The following is a 22,900-nucleotide window of genomic DNA, read 5'->3' as shown; positions in this document are numbered from 1 at the left end:
CCCCGACGGCGGTGCGGGCACCTCGGGTGCCCGCACCGCCGTCGTGCGTCACCGCGCCGTGTGGGACGCCTGCGCTGCCCGGTAGACCTCGAGCGTGCGTTCGGCGATCGCCTCCCAAGAGAAGTGGTCGGCGGCGCGCACGCGTCCGGCGGCGCCCATGGCGCGCGCGTGCTCGGGATCCGCAAGCGCCCGGTTCAGAGCGGCCGCGAAATCTGCGACGAAGACCTCCTGGTCCAGCGGCGTGCCCGTGCCGTCGGAGGTCTGCTCGATGGGCACGAGGTAGCCGGTTTCGGCGTCGGCGACGACTTCCGGGATGCCGCCGGTGGCGGTGGCGACGACGGCGGTGCCGCAGGCCATGGCCTCGAGGTTGACGATGCCGAGCGGCTCGTAGATGGATGGGCAGGCGAAGACGGTCGCGTGCGTGAGGATCTGCATAACCTGCTCCCGCGGCAGCATCTTCTCGATGACTACGATGTTGCCGCGGTCCCGCCGCAGACCCTCGATCAGCTCGTTGACCTCGGCGGCGAGGGCCGGGGTGTCGGCGGCCCCGGCGCACAGCACCAGCTGCACGTCCTCGGGCAGCAGCGCGGCGGCGCGCAGCAGGTATGGCATCCCCTTCTGCCGGGTGATCCGGCCGACGAAGGCGACCGTGCGGGCCTGGGGGTCGATCCCGAACTCTTCGAGTGCGTCAGTCTCCTCCCGCGGGGTCCACAACTCGACATCGACGCCGTTGTGCACGACGTGCACCTTGCCCGGGTCGACGTCGGGGTAGGAACGCAGGATGTCGTCGCGCATCCCGGCGGACACCGCGATGATCGCGGAGGCCCCGTGATACGCCGTCGACTCGGCCCAGGAGCTCAGGGCGTAGCCGCCGCCGAGCTGCTCGGCCTTCCACGGACGGAGCGGCTCCAGCGAGTGCGCGCTGACGACGTGCGGGACGTCGTGCAGGAGCGCGCCGAGGTGACCGGCCATGTTGGCGTACCACGTGTGCGAATGCACGACGTCGGCACCGGCCAGATCCCCGAGGATCGACAGGTCCGTGCCCAGGGTCTGGACGGCGGCATTGGCCTCGGCGAGATTCTCCGGCGTCGCATAGCTGGCGACGCTGGCCCCGTGGAAGTCTGCTGGCCTCGGGTCGCCGAACGCGCGGACGCGGATCTCCGCGCGCGGCGCCAGGACCCGCGTGAGCTCGGCGACATGCACGCCGGCCCCGCCGTAAATAGTCGGTGGAAATTCTTTGGTAACAATGTCTACTCGCACACACACAACGTAGCCGGTGCGGGGAATCTCACATAGTGTTTCCGGTACGTACTACGCGGTTCGGCCTTATATGACCGGACCGAAAGACACATGAGGGAGTGCCGATGCCGAAATGTAAGGTCCTGGCCGTCGTCCTGGCCGGAGGAGAGGGCAAGCGTCTGATGCCCCTGACTGTGGACCGGGCTAAACCCGCGGTCCCGTTCGCGGGCGGATACCGGCTCGTCGATTTCGCGCTGTCGAATGTCGTGAACTCCGGGTACCGGCAGGTCGTTGTTCTCACCCAGTACAAGTCGCATTCCCTTGACCGTCACATCTCCGAAACGTGGCGGATGTCGACCCACCTCGGCAACTACGTCGCCTCCGTCCCCGCCCAGCAGCGGCTGGGCAAGCAGTGGTTTCTCGGGTCGGCGAACGCCATCTTCCAGTCGCTGAACCTGATCCACGATGCGAACCCCGACTACGTGCTCGTCGTCGGTGCCGACCACGTGTACCGGATGGACTTCTCGGCGATGCTCGAGGCCCACATCGAGGCGGGTGTCTCGGTCTCGGTGGCCGCGGTCCGCCAGCCGCTGGCCCTCGCGAATCAATTCGGCGTGATTGAGCTCAATGAAAGCGATCCGCGTAAGATCTCGGGTTTCGTTGAAAAGCCGGAGACGACGGCGGGACTCGACGACGATCCGTCAATGTTCCTGGCGTCGATGGGCAATTACATCTTCACCAAAGACGCCTTGATCGAAGCATTGACTGCGGACAGTGAAAAGGAAAACACCGCCCACGACATGGGTGGCGACATCATTCCCGAATTCGTCTCCCGCGACGACTGCGCGGTGTACGACTTCTCCAAGAATCCGGTGCCGGGCGAGGCGTCCGAGGGCACCCGCTACTGGCGCGACGTCGGCACGCTCGACTCCTACTACGACTGCCACATGGATCTGCTCGAGCCCGTGCCCGCGTTCGACCTCTACAACGGGGAGTGGCCGATCTTCACGCGGCAGAACGCGTCGCCGCCCGCGAAGCTCGTGCGCGGCAAGGACGGCGTCCCGGGCACCGCCCACGACTCGCTGCTGGCCGCCGGCGTCGTGGTCTCGGGCGGCACGGTGCAGCACTCCGTGCTCTCCGGAGACGCGACGGTCCTCGCCGGCGCTCAGGTCACCGACTCCGTCCTGCTCGACAACGTTCACGTCGGGGAAGGTGCCGTGGTGCACCGGGCGATCCTAGACAAGAACAGCGTGGTCCCCGCGGGGGCGCAGATCGGAGTCGACCACGACCTGGACCGCTCGCGCGGCTTCCTCGTGACCGACTCCGGACTCACCGTGCTCAGCAAGGGGCAGACCGTGCCCGTCGACGTGCCGGTACCGGAGCACGCCGTTTAGGGGCTGCTTCGCTCGTGACGGTAAAGTTCTACCGTCATGAGCGAAGCTTCCCTGCACTCCCCCGCCCCTTCCGAAGACTCCGAGGCCACTGAGGCCCCGATCTCCGATGCCGATCTGGCCGCCTGCCTGCGCGTGCTCGACTCCGTGCACACGCTCAGTGATCGCGACGAGACGTTCGTCGCCGTCCGCGATGCCACCGCGCGCATGTTCAAACAGGTCAAGCGCTACCGCCGGGCCCAGGCGCGCAAGGCCGTGCAGGACGCCGACCGCGCCGCCGTCGAGCGCACAGCCACCGGCTCGCGCGACCGGCTCGACGACGAGACCCAGGGTCTGCATCTCTCCCCCGGAGCGGACGGCGAGTCGAACGGCCACTACGTTCGCCCGCGCGGCTGCTACGTCTGCAAGCGCTCCTTCACCAAGGTCGACGCTTTCCACCACGCGCTCTGCCCCGAGTGCGCCGCCGAGGGCCGTTCCTGGCGCGACGCACGCACCGACCTCACTGGGCGGCGCGCCCTGCTCACGGGCGGCCGCGCCAAGATCGGCATGCACATTGCCCTCAGACTGCTACGCGACGGCGCCCACACGACGATCACGACCCGGTTCCCCCACGACGCGGCCCGCCGCTTCGCCGCCGTCGAGGACAGCGCCGACTGGCTGCACCGGCTCAAGATCGTGGGCATCGACCTGCGCGATCCCGGTCGAGTGATCGCCCTGGCCGACCAGGTCGCGGCCGCCGGTCCCCTCGACATCCTGATCAACAACGCCGCGCAGACCGTGCGCCGCACCGCCGGGGCCTACCGGCACCTCGTGGAGAACGAGTCGATGCCGCTGCCGCCCGAGCTCTCGCAGGCCGCAGGCGGTCCCGAGGTCGTCGGCACGGGCCACGCGCCGCAATCCCACCCGCGGGCGCTCGCAGCGGCCTTCGACCTGACCGCGGGCGAACTCACCGCAACCGAGGCCATGGACCCGGCCGAACTGGCCCGACTCGCCATGACGGCCGGTTCGGCCTCCCTCGAGCGGATCGCCGCCGGATCGGCGATCGATGCCGGCGGGCTCGTGCCCGACCTCGGCGACGAGAACAGCTGGACCCAGGTCCTCGGTCAGGTCGACCCGCTCGAGCTGCTCGAGGTCCAGCTCTGCAACGTGACGGCTCCGTTCCTGCTCGCGAGCCGTCTGCGCCCCGCGATGGCCGCCTCGGCGGCCCGGCGTAAGTACATCGTGAATGTCTCCGCCATGGAGGGCCAGTTCTCGCGCCGGTACAAGGGGCCCGGGCACCCGCACACCAACATGGCCAAGGCCGGGCTCAACATGCTCACCCGCACGAGCGCCGAGGAGATGCTCACCTCGGACGGCATCCTGATGACCGCCGTCGACACCGGCTGGATCACCGACGAGCGCCCGCACGATGACAAGATGCGCCACGCTGGCGACGGCTGGCACGCCCCGCTGGACCTCGTCGACGGCGCGGCTCGTGTCTACCACCCGGTGATCGCCGGAGAGGCCGGCCAGGATCTGTACGGGTGCTTCCTCAAGGACTACAAGCCGTCCCCGTGGTAGGCCGTCAACCCTCACATCATGTGCCGCCGCACTATTATCAAACGGTTCTTTCATGATCTAATGTGCGTGTGGACTCGAAGAATCTGACGCGCAACGAAGCGGCCGAGCGGGCCGGCCTCATCTCCGATCTGACCTACCGGCTCGAGCTCGACGTCTCTCGTGCGGCCGATCAGGACGCCACGACGTTCGGCTCGCGCACGACGCTGACGTTCAAGGCGGCCGTACCGGGGGCGACGACGTTCCTCGACTTCCTGCACGGCGGCGTCGATTCGGTCCTCCTCAACGGCGAGGAACTCGATGTGGCCGAGGTCGTCGGCGAGCACCGCATCCTCCTGCCGGGTCTCGCGGCCGAGAACACCGTCGTCGTCACCGGCCGCGGTCTCTACTCGACGAGCGGTGAGGGCCTGCACCGCTACGTCGACCCGGCGGACGGGCAGACCTACCTCTATACGCAGTACGAACCGGCCGACGCCAGGCGCGTCTTCGCGAACTTCGAACAGCCCGACCTCAAGGCGCCCTTCGACGTCAAGATCACCGCCCCCGCCACCTGGCACGTCGCCTCCAACGGGGCATCGATCAGGATCGACGACCAGGGCGACGGCACCGCCACCTGGCACTTCGCACGCACCCGCCGGATGTCCACGTACATCACCGCCCTGCTCGCCGGCCCGTACCACCACGTCACGGACGAGTGGACCGGCACGCTCGACGACGGCACGACCCTGACCATCCCGCTCGGCGCCACGTGCCGCGCCTCGCTCGCCGTCGACTTCGATCCCGAGCAAATCTTCGACGTCACCAAACGCGGCCTCGACCTCTTCCACCGACTCTTCGCCTACCCGTACCCGTGGGGAAAGTACGACCAGGCCTTCGTGCCCGAATACAACCTCGGCGCCATGGAGAATCCCGGCCTCGTGACCTTCACCGAGGCTTATGTCTTCACCTCCCGGGCCACGGCCGCGCACTACGAGGGCCGCGCCAACACGATCATGCACGAGATGGCGCACATGTGGTTCGGGGACCTCGTGACCATGGAGTGGTGGGACGACCTCTGGCTCAAGGAGTCCTTCGCCGACTTCATGGGCACATACGCCGTGGACCGCGCGACCGACCTCGGCCAGCCCTGGGTGACCTTCGCGAACCGGCGCAAGGCCTGGGCGTACGTGCAGGACCAGTTGCCCACAACGCACCCGATCGTCGCCGATATCCCCGATGTCGACGCCGCCAAACAGAACTTCGACGGCATCACGTACGCCAAGGGCGCGGCCGTGCTCAAGCAGCTGGCCGCCTACGTCGGCGAGGACGCGTTCTTCGCCGCCTCCCGCGCGTACTTCGCCGCCCACGCCTACGGCAACACGACCCTCGACGACTTCCTCGCGGTCCTCGGGGAGGCCTCCGGCCGCGACATGGCCAGCTGGTCCGACGCCTGGCTGAAGACCGCCGGTGTGCCCGTGATCGGGGTCGACGTCGCCACGGACGACGACGGCGTGGTCACCTCCGCGTCCATCGTCCAGGAGGCTGCGGATCCCGTCACGGGCGAGCCCGTGCTGCGCCCGCACGTGCTGCGCGTCGGCACGTTCGACGTCGTCGCGGGCCGGCTCGAGCGCACGGGCGGCTTCGCCGTCGAGCTCACCGGGGACCGCGCCGAGCTGCCGGAACTGGTCGGGAAGCCGCGCCCCGCCGTCGTGCTCCCCAACGACGAGGACCTGACCTACGCGAAGGTCCGCTTCGATTCCGGAAGTCTCGAAACGCTGCTCGCCCGGCTCGACGAGCTCGGCGAGCCGCTCGCGCAGGCCACCGTGTGGGCTGCGCTGTGGAACTTGGTGCGCGACGCGGCGCTCCCGGCGACGCGTTTCGCCGACGCGGTGGCCCGCATGGCGCCCGGCGTGCGCGAGGTCGGGGTCGTGCAGCTGCTGCTCGAGCAGGCACAGGCCGCGCTCGAGCGGTTCGCCCCACCCGGACAACGTGACGCGGCATTCGCCCGGCTCGCCGACACCGTGCTGGGGCTCACGCACGCTTCCCACCCGGGATCGGATCATCAACTGGCGTTCGCCCGCGCGCTGGCCCGGCTGGGCCGCTCGTCCGCCGTGTCACACGACGTCGACGCGACCCTCGACGGGCTGCTGGCGGGTCGCGTGAGCGTCGAAGGGCTCGAGGTCGACGAGCAGCTGCGCTGGGCCCTCGTGCAGGCCCGCGCGGCCCGCGGGCGCGCCGACCAGGCCGAGATCGACGCGGCCCTCGGCGCGGCCCCGAGCGCCGTCGCCACGGTGGCGCACGCGCTCGCCTCGGCCGCGCGACCCGAACCGGAGGTCAAGGCGGCCGCGTTCCGCGCCGTGATGACCGGGCGCGGCGAGGACGCGGCAGTGCTCTCGAACGACGTGCTCAGCGCGACGGCGGCCGGATTCCGTCTCGGCTCGCACGAACTCATCGACGGCTACTACGCCGAGTACTGGGACTGCCTGGAGGACATCTGGGCCCGCTTGAGCATCGGGCTGGCGACGCGCACCGTCGAGGGGCTGTTCCCGGGCGCCCAGGACGTCGCCGCGGACGGCGTCGACGCACACCCGGTCCTGGTGAAGGCCCGCGACTGGCTCGCGCGGCACGGGGACGCGCCGGCCGCGCTGCGCCGCATCATGCTCGAGCAGACGGACACGCTGGAGCGCACCCTGTCGGCGCAGGCCGCCGCCCTCTAGCCTGCCCAACGCGCAGAAACGGCCGCCGGGATCCGCCCGGCGGCCGTTTTCATGGTCATGGCACCCGCTGGAGCCACTCGTCGGTCAGGAACTTCTCCCGCGCGAGTTCCTCGGCCCGCGCGATGGTGTCCGCGTCGAGCTCGCCGCGCCGGGCCCCGTAGCGCTCAGCGAAGACGGTCATCATGACCTCGAAGATCTCCGCCCGGCTGCGTCCCGCCTGCCGCTTGAGCGGGTCGACGCGCTTCTTCGCGCTCGCGATCCCCTTGTCGGAGATCTTCTCCCGGCCGATGCGCAGCACCTGCATCATCTTGTCGGCGTCGATGTCGTAGCTCATCGTCACGTGGTGCAGCAGCCCGCCGCCGGCCAGGCGCTTCTGGGCCGCGCCGCCGATCTTCCCGTGTTCGGTGGCGATGTCGTTGAGCGGCTTGTAGTGCGCGTCGATGCCGACCCGCCCCAACGCCTCCATGACCCAGGCATCGAGGAATGGATACGAGTCGGCGAAGCTCAGCCCGTCGACGAGCGAGACCGGAACGCAGAGGGAGTACGTGATGCAGTTGCCGGCCTCCATGAACATGGCGCCGCCGCCGGAGATCCTCCGCATGACCGTCACGTCGTGCTCGGCGGCCGCCTCGGGGTCGACTTCGTTGCGCAGCGACTGGAAGCTGCCGATCACCACGGCCCGCTCGGACCAGTCCCACAGCCGCAGGGTCGGCCGCCGTCGTCCGGCCGCCACATCACGCGTGATCACTTCGTCGAGCGCGACGTTCGTGGCGATCGGCAGGTCCAGCGGCGGCAGGATCTCCCACTCGTGGTCGGCCCATGTGCTCGCGTGGCCGAGGGCGCGGCGCACCGCGATGGCGACCGCGGCGGCGTCGAACCCGATCATCTCGGCCCCGTCGCGCAGTCCGTGTACGACGGCGTCGCGCAGCGTCCCGTGCGTCGAGTCGGCCGGCAGCCCCGTCAGTGCGGCGTTGAGGTCCTCGAGCGCCTCGTCGGGTTCGAGGAAGAAGTCTCCGTTGATGTTGGCGGCGGTGATCGTCCCGTCCTCCACGGTCAGGTCGGCGACGACCAGTTTCCCGCCGACGACCTTGTACTCGCCGTGATGTGCCTGCGCTTGCGAACTCATGTGTCCAATCCTAGAACCATGCGGCCTCACCGGTTAAAGACGAAGGGCCCACTCCGAAACGGAGTGGGCCCTTCGTGGGCGGTGAAGCAGTCGACTACTTCTTGCCGCCGAAGTTCTTGAAGCGAGCGTTGAAGCGCTCCACGCGGCCGGCGGAGTCCATGATGCGCTGCTTGCCCGTGTAGAACGGGTGCGAGGCGGCGGAGATCTCGACGTCGATGACCGGGTAGGTGTTGCCGTCCTCCCACTCGATGGTCTTCTCGGAAGACGTGGTGGAACGGGTCAGGTACTTCTCGCCGGACGCCAGGTCGTGGAAGACGACGGGGGCGTACTCGGGGTGCGTGTTTGCCTTCATGAATAAACCTTTTCTCTGCGCCACTGGATTTTGCCAGCGGCTGATTTGATGAGGTGGGTCCACACGGAAGCAGACCGACACATCATCCTAGCCCATCGCGCTCCGGACCCCCAAAAGCCGCCGGATTCCCGCCGCGGCGCGCTCTGGATCCCCGGCCCCCGCGTCGATACGATGCGGGCATGGCCATCAAACTGGAGAATGTCGGCATCGCGGTCCGCGACCTGGAGGCGACGATCGCCTTTTTCACCGATCTGGGCCTGACGGTGCTCGGCCGGGACACGATCAGCGGCGACTGGGCGGACACTGCTGTCGGGCTCGACGGCAACCATGCCAAAATCGCCCTCCTGGCGACCCCCGACGAGCAGGGCAAGATCGAGCTCTTCGAGTACATCCACCCGGACGCGGTCGAAACCGAACCGACGCTCCCGAACGAGGTCGGCATGCACCGCGTCGCCTTCTCCGTCGACGACATCGACGCCGCCCTGGAGATCGCCGCGAAGCACGGATGCCATCCTCTGCGTGGCGTGGCCACCTATCAGGACGTCTACAGGCTGACCTACCTCCGCGGGCCCAGCGGCATCCTGGTCATGCTCGCGGAAGACTTGACGAAGGGCTGACCGCGGACCGAGCGTCATAGGCGGCTCGCGAATTGGCGATGACGTCGCGATGGGCCAGGGACCAGTCGGCAAGCGCCTTGACCAGGTGGGTCAGGCTCGCTCCCGTCTCCGTCAGCCGGTAGTCAACTTGGGCGGGGACCGTCGGATAAACCGTTCGCAAGACAAGGCCGTCGCGTTCGAGTCGGCGAACGGTCAGCGTGAGCATCCGCTGAGAGATCCCGTCGATCGCGCGTTGCAACTCACGGAATCGCCGCGGACCGGATGCGAGCTCGACGATCACCAGCACCGACCACTTGTCGCCGACCCGATCCAGGACATCGCGAATGCCGCAGTCCTCGTGGTTCTCCTGCCCACACGGTTCCAGAGTTGCCGCCCCGTCGCTCGCGGTACTGGTTACACCGGTGTTCGTCACTGACATGGAAGTGCCTCCTTGTGGAGCCCTGGCACCGGGCAAGAGGATGTAGTCCGGTGACCGGCACGGTTACCGAAGAGAACCAGACCGGAGTACTCATGATCCTAGTAACCGGCGCCAGCGGCCAACTCGCCAGCCGAATCGTCACTCACCTGCACGCACTCGGCGCTGATGCGGTAGGCGGGAGTCGTTCCCCGGACGAACACGACCGCGCCCTGGACTTCGACGTGCCCGCAACACTGGACTTGACCGGCGTCGACACGCTGGTTCTCGTCTCGGCGGGCTACGCCGAGGACGACGTGGTCGTTCACCGTCATTCGACAGTTCTCGAGGCCGCGCGCCGCGACGGCGTCGGGCACGTCGTTTACACCAGTCTGGTCGGCGCCGGCGACCACCTCGCCTTCGCCTTGGCTCACCGGGCCACGGAGCGACTGCTGCGCAACAGCGGCATGCGCTGGACGATCCTGCGCAATGGCCTGTATGCGGAACTCGTCGGGGCATTGCTTTCATGGGAAGAGGCGCACCTCGTCTCGCCGTTCGGCGCCGGTTCAATCGCCGCACCGACACGCGATGACCTGGCTCTCGCGGCGGCTCTCGTCGCCGCTGATCCTCCAGGCCACGTGTCGCGCGTCCACGAGCTGACCGGTCCGCCGTTCGCCGTCCTCGACATCGCCAACGAGCTCGCCGCTCCTGTTCAAGAGCTGTCCTTAGACGAGTACAGACGAGGTCTCCTGGACACACCGGGGATGCAACCGTTCCAGCCACCCATGCTCACCAGCATCGCGAGCTCCATCCGCCACAACATGCTCGCCGGCCACCACCCAGACCTCGCAGACATACTCGGACACGAACCCGGCAACGGACTCGAAGCAGCTGCTGCTTCTGCCATATCAACCCGGCCAGGGTGACCGCAGCCGGTACCACTGTGCCAGTGGAGACGCACGTAGTGACGCCTGATGAGCCTGGGCCAGGATTCGGGGAATCCAACGAACCGCATCTCATCCTCGACTGGACGGTCGCGAAGGGCCCGCCTTTGACTCATGTTTTCTCCCACCAGCACGGGTACGAACAGCCAGAAGTGCGCAACCGATGACGGTCATGCCGCCGAGCGCTGTGGACCAGTCGATCTGCTCATGGAGAAGTAGGGCGGCCCAACCAATGCTCATCACCGGCTGGATGAGCTGGACCTGGCTCACGTGTGCCATCGGGCCGAGGGCCAACCCTCGGTACCAAGCGAAAAACCCAAAGAACATGCTCACAGCAGCGAGGTAGGCAAACGCGCCCCACTCGATCGCACCACCCGTGGGTGGCTGCTGGATGACCGCAACGCCGGTCAGGACGAACATCAACGGGGCGGCGAGCACGAGCGCCCAGGAGATCGTCTGCCACGAACCCAGCGAACGAGAAAGAAGCCCGCCCTCGGCGTATCCGATCGCGCAGACGATGACAGCAGCGAACAGCAGCAGTTCAGACCAGTGCATCGTCGCCAGCCCGCCGCCCTGGATCACAGCGAAGGCGACCGCTGCGACCGCGCCGATTCCGGCAGCAATCCAAAACGACCGGACGGGGCGTTCCCCTGCGCGCAGCACCGCAAACACTGCGGTCGCGGCGGGAAGGAGGGCGATCACGACAGCCCCATGACTCGCTGGCGCGGTGGTCAAGGCAAACGAAGTCAGCAGCGGGAACCCGACCACGACGCCTCCAGCAACTACGGCAACCTGCAACCACTGCTTCCCACGCGGCCGTTTCTGCCGAGTGAACCAGAGCGCGGCGACCGCGAGGAACGCGGCGACCGCTGCCCGGCCGGAGCCGACGAACAACGGCGACATATGCCCGTTCTCGACGGCGACACGCGTGAACGGGACAGTAAACGAGAAAGCAGCGACACCGATTAGGCCCCACCACAGTCCAGCATGCGGCCGGGATAGCGGTAGTCGCGAAAGTCGAGTAGCGGTACTATTGATATTCATGAACCACAGTAGCAGTGAGCGGATCGTGACCGAGCTGCGGGGCTGGATCTCTTCCGCTCCCGCGGGTGCGCAACTGCCGTCGACTCGGGCGCTGGTCGCCCAGTACGAGGCGAGCCCGGTGACGGTGCAAAAAGCCCTACGCAAGCTCGCGGAACAGGGCATCGTTGAATCCCAACCGGGAGTCGGTACGTTCGTTCGCACGGACCGCACGACCCGTCCGCATGACTACGGCTGGCAGACGACGGCTTTGGGGTCGCCGCAACAGCGGCTACCGCACATCTCGGCCGCCCTGCGGACGGCGCCCAACGACGTAATCTCGCTGCACTCCGGTTACCCGGACAAGGAGCTGTTGCCAGAGCGTTTGGTACGGGCCTCGTTTGCCCGCATCGGACGCAGCGAGGCTGCAGTGAGCCGTCCTCCCGCCGCAGGGCTGCCCGATCTTCAGTCCTGGTTCGCCGCAGAACTTGGCCGGGTGACATCTGTGGGACTCGCCTCACCGGCCGCGAGCGACGTGGTGATCCTGCCAGGCAGCCAGACCGGGCTGAGTACACTGTTCCGCACGCTCGTCGGACCAGGAAAGCCCATGCTGATCGAATCCCCGAGCTACTGGGGCGCGATCCTAGCCGCCGCTCAGGTCGGCGTCGAGCTGGTTCCACTACCCAGCGGTCCGCAGGGCCCCGACCCCGACGACGTGGCACGCGCGTTTGCGCAGACCGGCGCACGCGCGTTCTACGCGCAACCCAACTTCGCCAACCCCTCCGGGGCGCAGTGGCTGCCCGATCGCGCGGCAGCCGTGCTCGACGTCGTACGCGAGAACGGCGCGTTCCTGATCGAGGACGATTGGGCCCACGACTTCGGAATCAGCGCCGACCCGATACCGCTAGCTGCCCGGGACGACTCCGGGCACGTTGTCTACCTCCGCTCGCTGACCAAGAGCGTCTCCCCCTCTGTTCGAGTGGCAGGGCTGATCGCGCGTGGTCCCGCACGGGATCGCATCCTCGCCGACACGCAGGCCCAGTCGATGTACGTCAGCGGAGCGCTGCAGACCGTCGCACTCGACGTCGTCACCCAGCCGGCATGGCGGACGCATCTACGCTCGCTCCGGCACCAGCTCGCTTCTCGCCGTGATCTGCTCGTCGCTGCACTCAGAGAGCACGTGCCAAGCGCCCACCTGGAATTAGTTCCCCACGGCGGGTTGAACCTCTGGCTCCGTCTCCCGGACGCCGCAGACCTCCCCCAGCTGGTCCGTGCCTGCGAGAGCCAAGGCGTCATCGTCGCTGCCGGTGACGAGTGGTTCCCCGCTGAGCCGACGGGCCGGTACCTTCGACTCAATTACTCCGGCCCCAACCCCGGCGCGTTTCCTGACGGCGCACGGATCATCGGCGAGGCACTGGCACACTCCTCCACGAAGGAGTGACCCGTGGGATCCGAAGATCACACAGGGGTCAGCGGACACGGCCGCTAGCCTCAGCCGACCCGCTGCGGCTCCAACCGATTTCCTATCGCGCGCGCAGCTCCCAGAAGGCGACGGCCGACGCGGCAGCCACGTTGAGCGAGTCGACGCCGGCGGCCATAGGTATCACGACCTGCAGGTCGGAGTTGGCGAGCGCGGCGGCCGAGACACCCGCCCCCTCCGTGCCCAGGATCAGGGCGAGCTTCTCGTGGTTCTGGGCGGCGACGTCGTCGACGGGCAGGGCCTCGTCGGTGACTTCGAGGGCCGCCAGGGTGAACCCGGCAGCTCGAAGGTGCGCGACAGCGTCGTGCCACACCCCAAGCCGCACCCACGGGATCTGGAAGACCGTGCCCATGGAGACGCGGATCGCCCGCCGGTAGAGCGGATCGGCGCAGCGCGGTGTGATGAGCACGGCGTCGATCCCGAGCGCCGCAGCGGAGCGGAAGATCGCGCCGACGTTCGTGTGGTCGGCGATGTCCTCGAGGATCGCGATGCGGCGCGCGTCCTGCAGGACGGTGCCGAGGTCGAGCGCCGCCGGCCGCTGCATGGCGGCGAGCGCACCGCGGTGCAGGTGGAACCCGGCGATGGCCTCGAGCAGCTCGGGCTCGCCCACGTAGGCGGGGACGTCGTCGAACTGCTCCAACAGATCTGCGAGCGCGGGCACGTGCTTGCGGGCCAGGAAGAAGCTGCGGGGCGTGTGCCCGGCGGCGATCGCGCGGCGGACCACGGTGGTCGATTCGGCGATGTAGCGCCCGGCCGCCGGGTCGGCGACCTGCCGCAGTGCCGCGTCCGACATCGCGAGGTAGTCGGCTACGCGCGGGTCGGAGGCCGGATCGTAGGCGGCGCCGTCCGCCGGGGTGAGGTCCACGATCACGAGCCGTTCACCAGCCTCGCCAGCAGGTTCACCAGGGCCAGGCAACCGAGCACGATGATCACGCCGCGCAGCCAGGCCGGCGAGAGGCGCCGACCGATCTTCGCGCCAACGAACCCGCCGACGAGGGAGCCGGCGGCGATGAGCACGACGATGACCCAGTCGATGCGCTCGAACGCGAAGAGCAGGTAGGAGATCGCCGCGATCAAGTTCACGCCGAGGGAGAGGATCACCTTGATCGCGTTGGACTGCTGCAGGCTGCCGTGGAAGAAGACCCCGAGGATGCCCATGAGCAGCACCCCCTGGGCGGCGGTGAAGTAGCCGCCGTAGACGCCGGTGATGAAGACGAGAACATAGAGCACCACCGGCAGCCGCTGCCTGTCCGCCATCTCGGGGTGCACGTGCTCGGCCCCCTGGCGCTTCTTCGCCCACGCCGACAGGCGCGGCTGGAACGCGACCAGCAGGACGGCGACGATGATCAGGGCGGGGGCGACGACGTCGAACACCGACTCCGGCAGGTGCAGCAGCAGGTACGCGCCCACCAGGCCGCCCACGAGCGAGACAGGCAGCAGGCGCAACAGCGTCTTGGAGACGGAGCGCGCCTCGCGCCGATACCCCCACGCGCCGGAGAAGCCGCCGGCGACCAGGCCCATGGCGTTGGAGACGATCGCGTTCACCGGCGCCGTGCCGAGCGCAACGAGCACGGGGAAGGTCACGAGCGAGCCCGAACCGACGATCGTGTTGATCGTGCCGGCCCACAGGCCGGAGAACAGGATCAGCGCCTCGCGCCAGAAGTCCCAGAGGGAGAGATCCGCCATGGAGGGAAGCCGGCGCCGCTACACGGCGTGGGAGTCGCGCGCGACGGCGGTGTAGCGCCCGCCGTTGGCGATGAGCTTCAGGTCGGCATCGAACGTCGCCGCCAAGTTGGCCTCGGTCAGCGTCTCGCGGAGCGGGCCGGACGCGACGACGGCGCCCTCGCGCAGCATGAGCACGTGGGTGAAGCCCGGCGGGATCTCTTCGAGGTGGTGGGTCACGAGCACGACGGCCGGCGCGGCCTCATCGGCGGCGAGCAACGAGAGGCGCTTGACGAGGTCCTCGCGACCGCCCAGGTCGAGTCCGGCGGCCGGCTCGTCGAGGATCAGCAGTTCGGGATCCGTCATCAGCGCACGCGCGATCTGAACTCGCTTGCGTTCCCCCTCGCTGAGGGACGCAAACTCGCGGTTGATCAGGGTGGACATCCCCCAGTCGTGCAGCAGGGCGAACGCGCGCCGCTCGTCCATCTTCTCGTACTCCTCGCGCCAGCGGCCCGTGGTCCCGTAGGCGGCGGTGACGACGACGTTGAGCACGGTCTCGTGCCCGGGGATCTGATTCGCGAGCGCCGCCGACGAGAGGCCGATCAGCGGGCGCAGCTCGAACACGTCGACCCGGCCCATGGTCTCGCCCAGCATCGAGGCGGTGCCGCTCGACGGGTGCATCCGCGTTCCCGCGATCTGCATCAGAGTGGTCTTCCCGGCGCCGTTCGGCCCCAGCACCACCCACCGTTCGCCTTCGCGAATCTCCCAGTCGACAGCATCCAGCAGTCGCTTACCGCCGCGGACGACCGTGACCGCGGCAAAATCCAACACGTCACTCATGAGGAAAACACTAGGCCAGCGCACGCCGAATCGACCAAACGACGTGCGGTAACCGTCATGATCTGCCCGCCTTTTGCCTCCCGGAGCCGCCCGACGGAAAATCTAAGGCATGCAGATCACCGCCTACGTCGTCCACATCCACCGCGCCGACACCGCCCCGGCGCTCACGACCGGGGCGCTCATCGCCACCGTCTCCCACCTGGGAACCGTCGTCGACTCCCGCCCCCTGACGGGGCCGCAGGTGCACGACGACGCCACCCACGCCCCGGGGATCGGCTACACGGGCGTTCGGCTCGCGGTGGAGGACGGCGACGTCGAGGCTCTGCGCAGCGCCGTCGCCGCTGCTCTGGCACAGGCCGGCGTGCCCGCACCCGAGGCGTGGGGCGAGAGCGCACGGACGGGCGAGAGCGTCGCCGTCGTGCCGGCGTCGCTGATGCAGGCGCCCACGAAGCTGCTCGTCATGGACGTCGACTCGACGCTCATCCAGCAGGAGGTCATCGAGATGCTGGCCGCTCACGCCGGCCGCGAAGCCGAAGTCGCGGCGGTGACCGAGGCCGCGATGCGCGGCGAGCTGGACTTCGCCCAGAGCCTGCACGCACGGGTCGAGGCACTGGCCGGGCTCGACGCGAGCGTGATCGACGCGGTGCGCGAGCGGATCCTGCTCTCCCCCGGTGCCCGCGACCTCGTCCGCACCCTGCGGTCCGGAGGGCACCGAATCGGCGTCGTCTCCGGCGGTTTCATCCAGATCCTACGGCCGCTGGCCGACGAGCTGGGCCTGGACTTCGCCGTCGCCAACGATCTGGAGATCGCCGACGGCAAGCTGACCGGGCGCGTTGCGGGCGAGGTCGTCGACCGGGCCGCCAAGGAACGCTATCTGCGCCAGTGGGCCGAGGAACTCGGCCTCCCGCTGGAGGCGACCATCGCGGCGGGCGACGGCGCCAACGACCTCGACATGGTGCGCGCGAGCGGGCTCGGCGTCGCCTACTGCGCGAAACAGGCCCTGGCCAGCGAGGCCGACGCGAGGATCGACCTGCCCCGGCTCGACGTGCTCGGCGTGTACGCGGGGCTGTAGGCCGCGGCACGAAACGATAACAACCTCGCGCCGGGCGCGCGGCGGGGACGGCGGCCCCCGGAATCGCCGCTACCCTTGAGTACTATTGCGTGGTCGGTCCGTCCGGCCGCCCTGGCCTCATACCGGAAAGCATTCGAAGCACGTGACCACATCAAAAAAGGGACTCTCCCGCGCCGCCAAGGGCTGGATCATCGGCGGATCCCTCGCCCTCGTGCTCGCGGGCGGCTACGCCGGAACCGCGTACGCCCTGGTCGGCCAGATCCCCCACGACACCACCGTGCACGGGGTCGCCGTCGGCGGCCTCAGCAACGACGAAGCCCTAGAGAAGCTCACCGCGGAGCTCGGGCCCTTGGCGGAGCAGCCGTTCGACGTCGCCGTTGACGGCGAGAGCGCGTCGATCGACCCCGCGGACGCAGGCCTCGGCATCGACCTGGAGTCGACGGTGTCCGGCTACGCCGGGTTCACGCTCGACCCCGTCAAGCTGTGGCAGCACGTCGTGGGCGGCTCGGAGGTCGCGCCCGAGCTGACCGTCGACGAAACCAAACTGGCGGCGGCCCTCAAGGCCGCGGCCGAGACGCTCGACGTCGCCCCGACTGAGGGCACCCTCGAGTTCGACGGCGTCGAGCCCGCCGTCACGGAACCGGTTCCCGGTGAGAAGGTCGCGCAGGACGCCGCCTTCGGCACCGTCGTCGAGCGCTGGTTCGACCCCGCCTCCACCATCGAGTTGCCCACGACCACAGACCCCGTGGACGTGCCCGCCGAAGAGTTCGACCGCGCGGTGGAGAACCTGGCCGAGCCGCTCGTCGCCGACACGGTGACCGTGCGCGCCGAGGGGCACTCGGCGAAGCTCTCCCCCGAGCTACTCGCGGGCGCCGCGACGTTCACTGCGGAGAACGGCAGCGTCGACCTGGAGCTCGACGCCGAGGAGATCGTCGAGTCCCTCGGCAAGGACAACTCCGACCTCGGAGTGGAACCGCGCGAGGCGCGCGTCGTTCTCGAGGACGGCAAGCCCAAGATCATTCCCTCCAAGACCGGCCTGCGAGTCTCCCCCAAGGGCCTAGGCGAGAAAATCGTCGCCGCCGCCAACACGCAGGAGCGTTCAGTCTCAGCCGAGGCCGAGGTCACCGAGCCGGAATTCACGACCAAGGATGCCGAAGCCTGGGGCATCGACGAAGAAATCCTCACGTTCTCGACCCCCTACCCGAAATACGATTCGGTGCGCACCCAGAACCTCAAGGCTGGCCAGCGCAAGCTCAACGGCGTCATCGTCAAGCCCGGGGAGACGTTCTCGCTCATTGGCGTCCTCGCCCCGATCACCAAGGAGAACGGATACTTCGAATCAGGCGTCGTCGAGTCCGGTTTCTCGACGACGGCGCTCGGCGGCGGCCTGTCCCAGATCTCCACGCAGATGTTCAACGTCGGCTGGCTCGCCGGATACGACGACGTCGAGCACCGCCCGCACACCCGCTGGTTCGACCGCTACCCCGCCGGGCGCGAGGCGACCCTCTGGGAGGGCCAGATCGACATGAAGTGGAAGAACAACACCGACACCGCGGTCATGATCCAGGCCTGGGTCGGCCAGGACCGCGTCTACACGCGGCTGTGGGGCACGAAGCACTGGGACGTGAAGACCAGCACTAGCAAGCATTACAACCTGACCGACCCGGAGACGAAGTACAACGAGGCCGACGAATGCGTCCCGGAGTCCGGTGGCGAGAAGGGCTTCACCGTCAACAACACCCGCACCCGTACCTCCGCCAGCGAGACACTGCCCAAGGAGACTCTGACTTGGACGTACGCGCCATGGCACAAGGTCGTCTGCGGCCCGCCTCCCGGCGACGACGACAAGTAGCCGTTCCCGGGTGCGGATCAGCACCTCCGATAGCATTCGTCCATGCGAAACGTGATGACCCGCTGGGCCACGCTCGACGATGCCGAAGGGATCGCTCGGGTGCACATCGCAGCTTGGCAAGCCGCCTATCGGGGCCTCCTCCCCGATGACGTGCTCGATGGCCTCGACGTCTCCCGACGGACGAGATCCTGGTCACGGTGGCTAACTGCTTCCGCTGCCGGTGAGCCGACGGACGATTCGTCACCCGTCTCGCACCGGCTGCTCGTCGCGGAAACCGGCGCACGCATCGTTGGCTGGGCCGGATTCGGCGCCGGGCGCGATGAAGGCGCGGCCCACCTCGGTGAATTGGCGGGGTTCTACGTACATCCGCTGCACTGGGGGCGACGGGTCGGGCACGCTCTGCTGGTGGATGTGGAACAGGAACTGCTCGCTGCACGGTTCGAGGCCGCCTACCTCTGGGTCCTCCGCGGAAATTCGCGAGCCGTAGAGTTCTACGAGCGTCACGGGTGGCACGCGGACGGAACGGGGAAGACCGGGGCGGCCGGCGGCGCAAACGGCCTCCACGAACTCCGGCACCGCCGTCAACTGGGCTGAGACCGGCGCCACTACAGCGGGCTCAGCCCAGTTGTCGGCGCGATCCACGAGACGAAAAAGGCGGGGCGCCGGCAGCAGGAGTGAACCTGCTGCCGGCGCCCCGCCGTCGTCGTGCTGGCGCCTAGGCCCGGCCGCCCGCGGCGAGGAAGTCCTCGGCGCCGCCGACGTACTCCGTGTGGCCGTGCTCGACGTCGGCGCCGACCATGGCGGCGACCTCGGCGGCGAACTCCTCAACCGAGTAGAGCTTGCCGGCGGCCTCGCGGCGCGCCTCGATCGCACCCGGCGTCGAGCGATCCAGCAGCGTCGCCGTGATGGTGCCCTCGATCATGTCGCCAGAGACGACGACGAACGTCACGCCCTTCTCCTCGAGCATCGGCAGGCGCTCGCGCAGAGCGACCTCGCCGGCCCGCTTGGACTTCGCAACCGGGACATAGGCGTCCATGGTCGGGACCGTGTCGATGAAGTGGGCCTGGTGGCTCGTGACGAACACGACGCGGCCACCCGGCTTCATGACGGCGGCCGCGGCCTCGAGCATGTTGACCTGGGCGTCGCGGTTCAGGCGCAGCGCGTAATCCTCACCGAGGCCTGACTCCATGCCCCCGGAGGCGTTCAGGACGAGGATGTCGACCCCGCCGAAGTTCTCCACGGCCGCGTCGACGAGCGCCTGCGCGCCGCCGTCGGTCAGGTCGGCACCCACCGCAACGGCCTTGCCACCGGCCTCTTCGATCGCCGCGACGACCTTGTTCGCGCGCGGCGCCTTCTGCCGGTAGTTCACCACGACGTTGGCGCCGGCGGCGGCCAAAAGCTTGGCCGTCTCGGCGCCGATGCCGCGGGAAGACCCGGTCACAATGGCCGTCTTACCGCTGAGATCGGTCGCTGCCGTCGTCTCGCTCATGCTGGCTCCTCTTCGTACATTTGTGGGAAAGCTTCAAATCCTGCGCCGCAACGACGGGCGCCCGTGACTATTTTGCCAGCCCCGGACAACCCCGCCGTTGTAGGAAACCTCTAAGGTTAGTGGCCCATGCCGAGTCCGCCGTCGACCGGGATGACCGCGCCGGAGATGTAGGCGGCCTCGTCGCTGGCGACCCAGCGGACGACGTTCGCCACCTCGTCCGGCTCCGCGAACCGGTTGGCCGGAATCGAGGCCTTGTAGTTCTTCTGCGTCTCCTCGGGCAGAGCGGCCGTCATGTCGGTGTTGATGAAGCCGGGCGCCACGACGTTGGCCGTGATGCCGCGGCCGCCCAGCTCGCGCGTCAGCGATCGCGCGATGCCGACCAGGCCGGCCTTCGACGCGGCGTAGTTGACCTGCCCCGGCGAACCGTAGAGGCCCACGACTGAGGAGATGAGCACGACACGGCCCTTCCGCAGGCGGATCATGCCCTTCGTCGCGCGCTTGATCACGCGGAACGCGCCCGTGAGGTTGGTGTCGATGACGGACGTGAAGTCCTCCTCGCTCATCCGCATGAGCAGCGTGTCGCGAGTGACGCCGGCGTTGGCCACGAGGACCTCGACGGGGCCGTGCTCGGCTTCGACCGCAGAGAATGCCTCGTCGATCGATGCGGCATCGGTCACGTCCGCCGTGACGCCGAGCAGGCCCTCGGGCACCTCGCCGCTGCGGTAGGTGATGGCCACCTTGTCGCCGTTGGCCTCGAAGGCCCGTGCAATCGCGAGGCCGATCCCCCGGTTGCCGCCGGTGACGAGGACGGAGCGCGGCTCGTGGGCCGTCGCGTCAGACATGAATTACCTCCATCGGGTCGCCGCGGGAGTACCCGCGGACCACGTTCAATGATTCTGGGCCATCCTATCCGGCGACCACCCGGATTCTGCGAGCGGCCCAGTCGGTGAGACAATGAAAGGAGCTCCCGTGGGAAAGAAATATGCACGATTCAACTGATTCCGGATTCGACGACGCCGGCTCCCGCCCGCGTTCGGCGCGGGACGGCTCCGGCGGCGTGCACAAAATCACGGACGCCGAGGAGTCCCACACCGCGGACGTGCATTCGCGCATGTTCAAGTACACCCTGACCATGGGCATCCGTGTGGCCTGCTTCATCGCCGCGTTCTTCTTCCTCGACTCTTGGCTGGTCTGGGTTTGCCTCTCCGGGGCCATCCTGCTGCCGTGGGTCGCCGTCGTCATCGCCAACGGCGCCGGCAAGGACCACTACCGCGACCAGCCGGCCTCCAGCCTGATTGACCACGCGCCCTACGCCGGAATCGACGCCGGGCCTGCCCCAGAAGACGATGGACCCGTCACCCTCGAGGGCGAGCTCGATGACGACCCTGCCACGCCACCACCACCGAAGACCAAGGAGGACGGCCAGTGAGCCTCTTCAGCCAACTCGCCGGCGAGAGCGGACCGGAGGCCCCCACGTGCTCGCGCAAGGGCTGCCGCGCCCGGGCCGAGTGGTCCGTCCTCTGGAACAACCCCCGCATCCACACGCCAGATCGCCGCAAACAGTGGCTGGCGTGCGGGGAGCACCGCGACTGGCTGCAGGACTACCTGACCCAGCGCGGGCTGTGGAAAGAAACCGTCCCGTTCGAGGCGAAGGAACAGTAACGCCGTGTACCGCTTTCTCGTGAGCACCCGCTGGTTCGGGTGGCTGTTGCTCGTCTGCGTCTTCGCCGCCGCCTGCACCTGGCTCGGAAACTGGCAGATGAACCGCCTCGACGAGGCCCGCGCCGCCAACCAGATCGTCGAGAACAACTACGACGCCGAGCCCGTCGCCTACGCGGACGCCGCGCCGCTGTTCGACGAACTGCCAGCGCAGAGGGCCTGGACGCCGGTCCGCCTCGACGGCGAATACCTGACCGACGACACCCTGGTAGTGCGCAACCGCCCACTGGGCGGGCGCCCGGGTTACGAAGTCCTGGTGCCGTTCCGCACCGAGTCCGGTGACGTCGTAGTGATCAACCGCGGCTGGTTGCCGATCGGCAACGAGCACGCCGGCCGGCCCGACGTCGTGCCGGAACCGCCGCAGGGGCGGACAGAGGTCGTGGCCCGCCTGCGCCCGGCCGAGCCGACGCTCAACCGCGATGCCCCGGCCGGACAGGTCGCCTCGATCGACCTCCCGCATGTCTCGGAGGTGCTCGGATTCGACGTGGCCGAGGGCGCCTACGGCGTCATGGCCCGCGAGACGCCGGCCGCCGCCGAGGTCCCCCAGGCCCTCGAGCGGCCCGTGCTCGAGGAGGGCAACCACCTCTCCTACTCGATGCAGTGGTTCGCGTTCGGCGTCCTCGGCTTCGTCGCGCTCGTCTGGGCGGCCCGGCAACAGGCGCGCATCAACCGGGAAGACCGGGAGGAAGCGGCGAAAGCCGCGGCCGCCGGCATCGAGATCAAGCACTCGGCCTACCGTGCGCCACGCAAGAAGCAGGCGCCGCGGCGCGATGGACAGCCGACCGACGAGGAACTCGAGGACGCTTACCTCGACGCGCTCGAACGGGAGAAGTAGCCGCAGCGCTTCTGGTGGTGCCACCGCCGCCTACCATCGAGAGATGACCGACGACTTCGCCATCTTCATCAACGGCACCTACGGAGTGGGCAAGACTTCAGTTCTAGACCATATCGGCGACCGTCTGGAAGGGTCCGCCCGGCCGTTCGCCCTCATGGACGTGGACTGGTTCCACAGATCGTGGCCGCCAGCGCACGCGATGCACGGCAACGCTCTCATCGAACTCGAGAATATGGCTGCCGTCTGGCGCAACTACCGGACCGTCGGACCGCGACGCCTCGTGATCAGCGGTGTCATCGAGAGCAAAGAAGATCTGCACCGCTACTCGGACGCGTTGAGTGTCGCTATCCGTCCCGTCCTTCTCGTCGCGGACCGGCGGACGGTGTTCCATCGGCTTCGACGCCGGTACTCGCCGCAGCGGGCAGGTCATCTTCAGTGGCATCTCGAACGCGCCTCGGGACTCCAGGAGCGACTGATCGACGCCGCACCCTACGAGGCACGGTTCGACACCACGTCCGATGTTCCAGCAAAGACCGCGCAGAGGATCATCGAGCACTTTGCCAGTGGTCCTGAAAAGTAGAAGAGCCGGTGGCCCCGGAGATTTCCGAGAGCCAC

The 22,900-nt window shown here is 68.3% G+C and carries 23 protein-coding genes; 13 read left to right on the top strand and 10 right to left on the bottom strand.

All coding sequences use genetic code 11. The annotated features are described in order from the left end of the window. Positions 1–48 precede the first annotated feature (48 nt). Positions 49–1,260 carry a glycogen synthase gene (gene glgA / locus EV380_RS04125; protein ID WP_130449542.1) on the bottom strand — a complete coding sequence of 404 codons (1,212 nt, stop codon included), beginning with the start codon at positions 1,258–1,260 and terminating at the stop codon, positions 49–51. 104 nt (positions 1,261–1,364) lie between these two features. On the opposite strand from glgA, the gene glgC reads away from it, so the two are divergent. From glgC to pepN, 3 genes are all read left to right on the top strand, one after another. Beyond that, the gene (gene glgC / locus EV380_RS04120; RefSeq protein WP_180967412.1) at positions 1,365–2,633 is read left to right on the top strand and encodes a glucose-1-phosphate adenylyltransferase; all 1,269 of its coding nucleotides are present in this window, start codon (positions 1,365–1,367) and stop codon (positions 2,631–2,633) included. 36 nt (positions 2,634–2,669) lie between these two features. After that, positions 2,670–4,190: an SDR family oxidoreductase gene (locus EV380_RS04115; protein ID WP_102160962.1), complete on the top strand. Its 1,521-nt coding sequence runs from the start codon at positions 2,670–2,672 to the stop codon at positions 4,188–4,190. A 68-nt stretch (positions 4,191–4,258) separates the two neighbouring features. Further along, on the top strand, positions 4,259–6,883 hold the full coding sequence (pepN, locus tag EV380_RS04110; RefSeq protein ID WP_130449540.1) for an aminopeptidase N: 2,625 nt from the start codon (positions 4,259–4,261) through the stop codon (positions 6,881–6,883). A 55-nt stretch (positions 6,884–6,938) separates the two neighbouring features. Here pepN and lplAB read toward each other — a convergent pair whose 3' ends face one another. After that, the gene (gene lplAB, locus EV380_RS04105; protein WP_130449538.1) at positions 6,939–8,009 is read right to left on the bottom strand and encodes a lipoate-protein ligase LplAB; all 1,071 of its coding nucleotides are present in this window, start codon (positions 8,007–8,009) and stop codon (positions 6,939–6,941) included. 94 nt (positions 8,010–8,103) lie between these two features. Next, on the bottom strand, positions 8,104–8,361 hold the full coding sequence (locus EV380_RS04100) for a type B 50S ribosomal protein L31 (protein ID WP_102160971.1): 258 nt from the start codon (positions 8,359–8,361) through the stop codon (positions 8,104–8,106). A 179-nt stretch (positions 8,362–8,540) separates the two neighbouring features. Here EV380_RS04100 and EV380_RS04095 point away from each other — a divergent pair, with 179 nt between their 5' ends. Then, positions 8,541–8,978: a VOC family protein gene (locus EV380_RS04095; RefSeq protein WP_130449536.1), complete on the top strand. Its 438-nt coding sequence runs from the start codon at positions 8,541–8,543 to the stop codon at positions 8,976–8,978. Here the strand turns inward: EV380_RS04095 and EV380_RS04090 are convergent. After that, entirely contained in the window at positions 8,947–9,396 is a 450-nt protein-coding gene (locus tag EV380_RS04090; protein ID WP_130449534.1) for a winged helix-turn-helix transcriptional regulator, read from the bottom strand. The two genes, EV380_RS04095 and EV380_RS04090, sit on opposite strands and share 32 nt — an antisense overlap. Before the next feature lie 50 nt (positions 9,397–9,446). On the opposite strand from EV380_RS04090, the gene EV380_RS04085 reads away from it, so the two are divergent. Then, positions 9,447–10,298: an NAD(P)H-binding protein gene (locus EV380_RS04085; protein ID WP_242607495.1), complete on the top strand. Its 852-nt coding sequence runs from the start codon at positions 9,447–9,449 to the stop codon at positions 10,296–10,298. A gap of 90 nt (positions 10,299–10,388) precedes the next feature. Here the strand turns inward: EV380_RS04085 and EV380_RS04080 are convergent, their stop codons facing one another. Further along, positions 10,389–11,360 (bottom strand): DMT family transporter, encoded by a 972-nt coding sequence (locus EV380_RS04080; protein WP_130449532.1) that lies wholly within the window; start codon positions 11,358–11,360, stop codon positions 10,389–10,391. Between EV380_RS04080 and EV380_RS04075 the strand changes: the two genes are divergently transcribed. After that, positions 11,359–12,777, top strand: coding sequence for an aminotransferase-like domain-containing protein (locus EV380_RS04075; protein ID WP_130449530.1), 1,419 nt, complete (start codon positions 11,359–11,361; stop codon positions 12,775–12,777). The genes EV380_RS04080 and EV380_RS04075 overlap by 2 nt on opposite strands. An 82-nt stretch (positions 12,778–12,859) precedes the next feature. Here EV380_RS04075 and EV380_RS04070 read toward each other — a convergent pair whose 3' ends face one another. The 3 genes from EV380_RS04070 to EV380_RS04060 all read right to left on the bottom strand — a co-directional run bounded on the left by EV380_RS04070 (position 12,860) and on the right by EV380_RS04060 (position 15,318). Continuing rightward, a complete protein-coding gene (locus EV380_RS04070; protein ID WP_130452085.1) occupies positions 12,860–13,609 on the bottom strand; it encodes a TrmH family RNA methyltransferase in 750 nt (249 codons plus the stop codon). Between the two features lie 74 nt (positions 13,610–13,683). Further along, the gene (locus EV380_RS04065) at positions 13,684–14,502 is read right to left on the bottom strand and encodes a sulfite exporter TauE/SafE family protein (RefSeq protein ID WP_130449528.1); all 819 of its coding nucleotides are present in this window, start codon (positions 14,500–14,502) and stop codon (positions 13,684–13,686) included. An 18-nt stretch (positions 14,503–14,520) separates the two neighbouring features. Then, positions 14,521–15,318, bottom strand: coding sequence for an ABC transporter ATP-binding protein (locus EV380_RS04060; protein ID WP_130449526.1), 798 nt, complete (start codon positions 15,316–15,318; stop codon positions 14,521–14,523). 109 nt (positions 15,319–15,427) lie between these two features. On the opposite strand from EV380_RS04060, the gene serB reads away from it, so the two are divergent. The 3 genes from serB to EV380_RS04045 all read left to right on the top strand — a co-directional run bounded on the left by serB (position 15,428) and on the right by EV380_RS04045 (position 18,836). Beyond that, complete coding sequence (serB, locus tag EV380_RS04055; RefSeq protein WP_130449524.1) at positions 15,428–16,390, top strand: phosphoserine phosphatase SerB; 963 nt, start codon at positions 15,428–15,430, stop codon at positions 16,388–16,390. Between the two features lie 142 nt (positions 16,391–16,532). Beyond that, positions 16,533–18,242: a VanW family protein gene (locus EV380_RS04050; RefSeq protein WP_130449522.1), complete on the top strand. Its 1,710-nt coding sequence runs from the start codon at positions 16,533–16,535 to the stop codon at positions 18,240–18,242. A 42-nt stretch (positions 18,243–18,284) separates the two neighbouring features. Continuing rightward, a complete protein-coding gene (locus EV380_RS04045; protein WP_130449521.1) occupies positions 18,285–18,836 on the top strand; it encodes a GNAT family N-acetyltransferase in 552 nt (183 codons plus the stop codon). Positions 18,837–18,957: 121 nt separating this feature from the next. Here the strand turns inward: EV380_RS04045 and EV380_RS04040 are convergent, their stop codons facing one another. Then, positions 18,958–19,731 (bottom strand): SDR family oxidoreductase, encoded by a 774-nt coding sequence (locus tag EV380_RS04040; protein ID WP_102157518.1) that lies wholly within the window; start codon positions 19,729–19,731, stop codon positions 18,958–18,960. A gap of 116 nt (positions 19,732–19,847) precedes the next feature. Continuing rightward, positions 19,848–20,573: a beta-ketoacyl-ACP reductase gene (gene fabG, locus EV380_RS04035; protein WP_130449519.1), complete on the bottom strand. Its 726-nt coding sequence runs from the start codon at positions 20,571–20,573 to the stop codon at positions 19,848–19,850. A 140-nt stretch (positions 20,574–20,713) separates the two neighbouring features. Between fabG and EV380_RS04030 the strand changes: the two genes are divergently transcribed. Genes EV380_RS04030 through EV380_RS04015 form a run of 4 tightly spaced genes read left to right on the top strand, consistent with a single transcriptional unit; the run spans position 20,714 to position 22,865 of the window. Then, positions 20,714–21,160: a DUF3099 domain-containing protein gene (locus EV380_RS04030; RefSeq protein WP_242607494.1), complete on the top strand. Its 447-nt coding sequence runs from the start codon at positions 20,714–20,716 to the stop codon at positions 21,158–21,160. Beyond that, complete coding sequence (locus tag EV380_RS04025) at positions 21,157–21,393, top strand: hypothetical protein (RefSeq protein WP_102157515.1); 237 nt, start codon at positions 21,157–21,159, stop codon at positions 21,391–21,393. The genes EV380_RS04030 and EV380_RS04025 overlap by 4 nt, the downstream gene beginning before the upstream one ends. A gap of 4 nt (positions 21,394–21,397) precedes the next feature. Then, positions 21,398–22,285: an SURF1 family cytochrome oxidase biogenesis protein gene (locus tag EV380_RS04020; protein ID WP_102157514.1), complete on the top strand. Its 888-nt coding sequence runs from the start codon at positions 21,398–21,400 to the stop codon at positions 22,283–22,285. Between the two features lie 43 nt (positions 22,286–22,328). Further along, positions 22,329–22,865, top strand: coding sequence for a P-loop NTPase family protein (locus EV380_RS04015; protein WP_130449517.1), 537 nt, complete (start codon positions 22,329–22,331; stop codon positions 22,863–22,865). The last annotated feature ends 35 nt before the right edge of the window (positions 22,866–22,900 follow it).

Origin of the sequence: Zhihengliuella halotolerans, assembly GCF_004217565.1 — a bacterium.
Classification (GTDB): Bacteria; Actinomycetota; Actinomycetes; order Actinomycetales; family Micrococcaceae; genus Zhihengliuella; species Zhihengliuella halotolerans.
This window is presented reverse-complemented; position numbering and strand designations above follow the sequence as displayed.

What these genes read in the sequence shown, in the direction of transcription:
- glgC (WP_180967412.1), top strand. Translation starts at nt 1,365, where the DNA reads ATGCCGAAATGTAAGGTCCTGGCCGTCGTCCTGGCCGGAGGAGAGGGC.
- EV380_RS04115 (WP_102160962.1), top strand. Translation starts at nt 2,670, where the DNA reads ATGAGCGAAGCTTCCCTGCACTCCCCCGCCCCTTCCGAAGACTCCGAG.
- lplAB (WP_130449538.1), bottom strand. Translation starts at nt 8,009, where the DNA reads ATGAGTTCGCAAGCGCAGGCACATCACGGCGAGTACAAGGTCGTCGGC.
- EV380_RS04100 (WP_102160971.1), bottom strand. Translation starts at nt 8,361, where the DNA reads ATGAAGGCAAACACGCACCCCGAGTACGCCCCCGTCGTCTTCCACGAC.
- EV380_RS04095 (WP_130449536.1), top strand. Translation starts at nt 8,541, where the DNA reads ATGGCCATCAAACTGGAGAATGTCGGCATCGCGGTCCGCGACCTGGAG.
- EV380_RS04090 (WP_130449534.1), bottom strand. Translation starts at nt 9,396, where the DNA reads ATGTCAGTGACGAACACCGGTGTAACCAGTACCGCGAGCGACGGGGCG.
- EV380_RS04075 (WP_130449530.1), top strand. Translation starts at nt 11,359, where the DNA reads ATGAACCACAGTAGCAGTGAGCGGATCGTGACCGAGCTGCGGGGCTGG.
- EV380_RS04080 (WP_130449532.1), bottom strand. Translation starts at nt 11,360, where the DNA reads ATGAATATCAATAGTACCGCTACTCGACTTTCGCGACTACCGCTATCC.
- EV380_RS04070 (WP_130452085.1), bottom strand. Translation starts at nt 13,609, where the DNA reads ATGTCGGACGCGGCACTGCGGCAGGTCGCCGACCCGGCGGCCGGGCGC.
- EV380_RS04065 (WP_130449528.1), bottom strand. Translation starts at nt 14,502, where the DNA reads ATGGCGGATCTCTCCCTCTGGGACTTCTGGCGCGAGGCGCTGATCCTG.
- EV380_RS04060 (WP_130449526.1), bottom strand. Translation starts at nt 15,318, where the DNA reads ATGAGTGACGTGTTGGATTTTGCCGCGGTCACGGTCGTCCGCGGCGGT.
- serB (WP_130449524.1), top strand. Translation starts at nt 15,428, where the DNA reads ATGCAGATCACCGCCTACGTCGTCCACATCCACCGCGCCGACACCGCC.
- EV380_RS04045 (WP_130449521.1), top strand. Translation starts at nt 18,285, where the DNA reads ATGCGAAACGTGATGACCCGCTGGGCCACGCTCGACGATGCCGAAGGG.
- EV380_RS04040 (WP_102157518.1), bottom strand. Translation starts at nt 19,731, where the DNA reads ATGAGCGAGACGACGGCAGCGACCGATCTCAGCGGTAAGACGGCCATT.
- fabG (WP_130449519.1), bottom strand. Translation starts at nt 20,573, where the DNA reads ATGTCTGACGCGACGGCCCACGAGCCGCGCTCCGTCCTCGTCACCGGC.
- EV380_RS04030 (WP_242607494.1), top strand. Translation starts at nt 20,714, where the DNA reads ATGCACGATTCAACTGATTCCGGATTCGACGACGCCGGCTCCCGCCCG.
- EV380_RS04015 (WP_130449517.1), top strand. Translation starts at nt 22,329, where the DNA reads ATGACCGACGACTTCGCCATCTTCATCAACGGCACCTACGGAGTGGGC.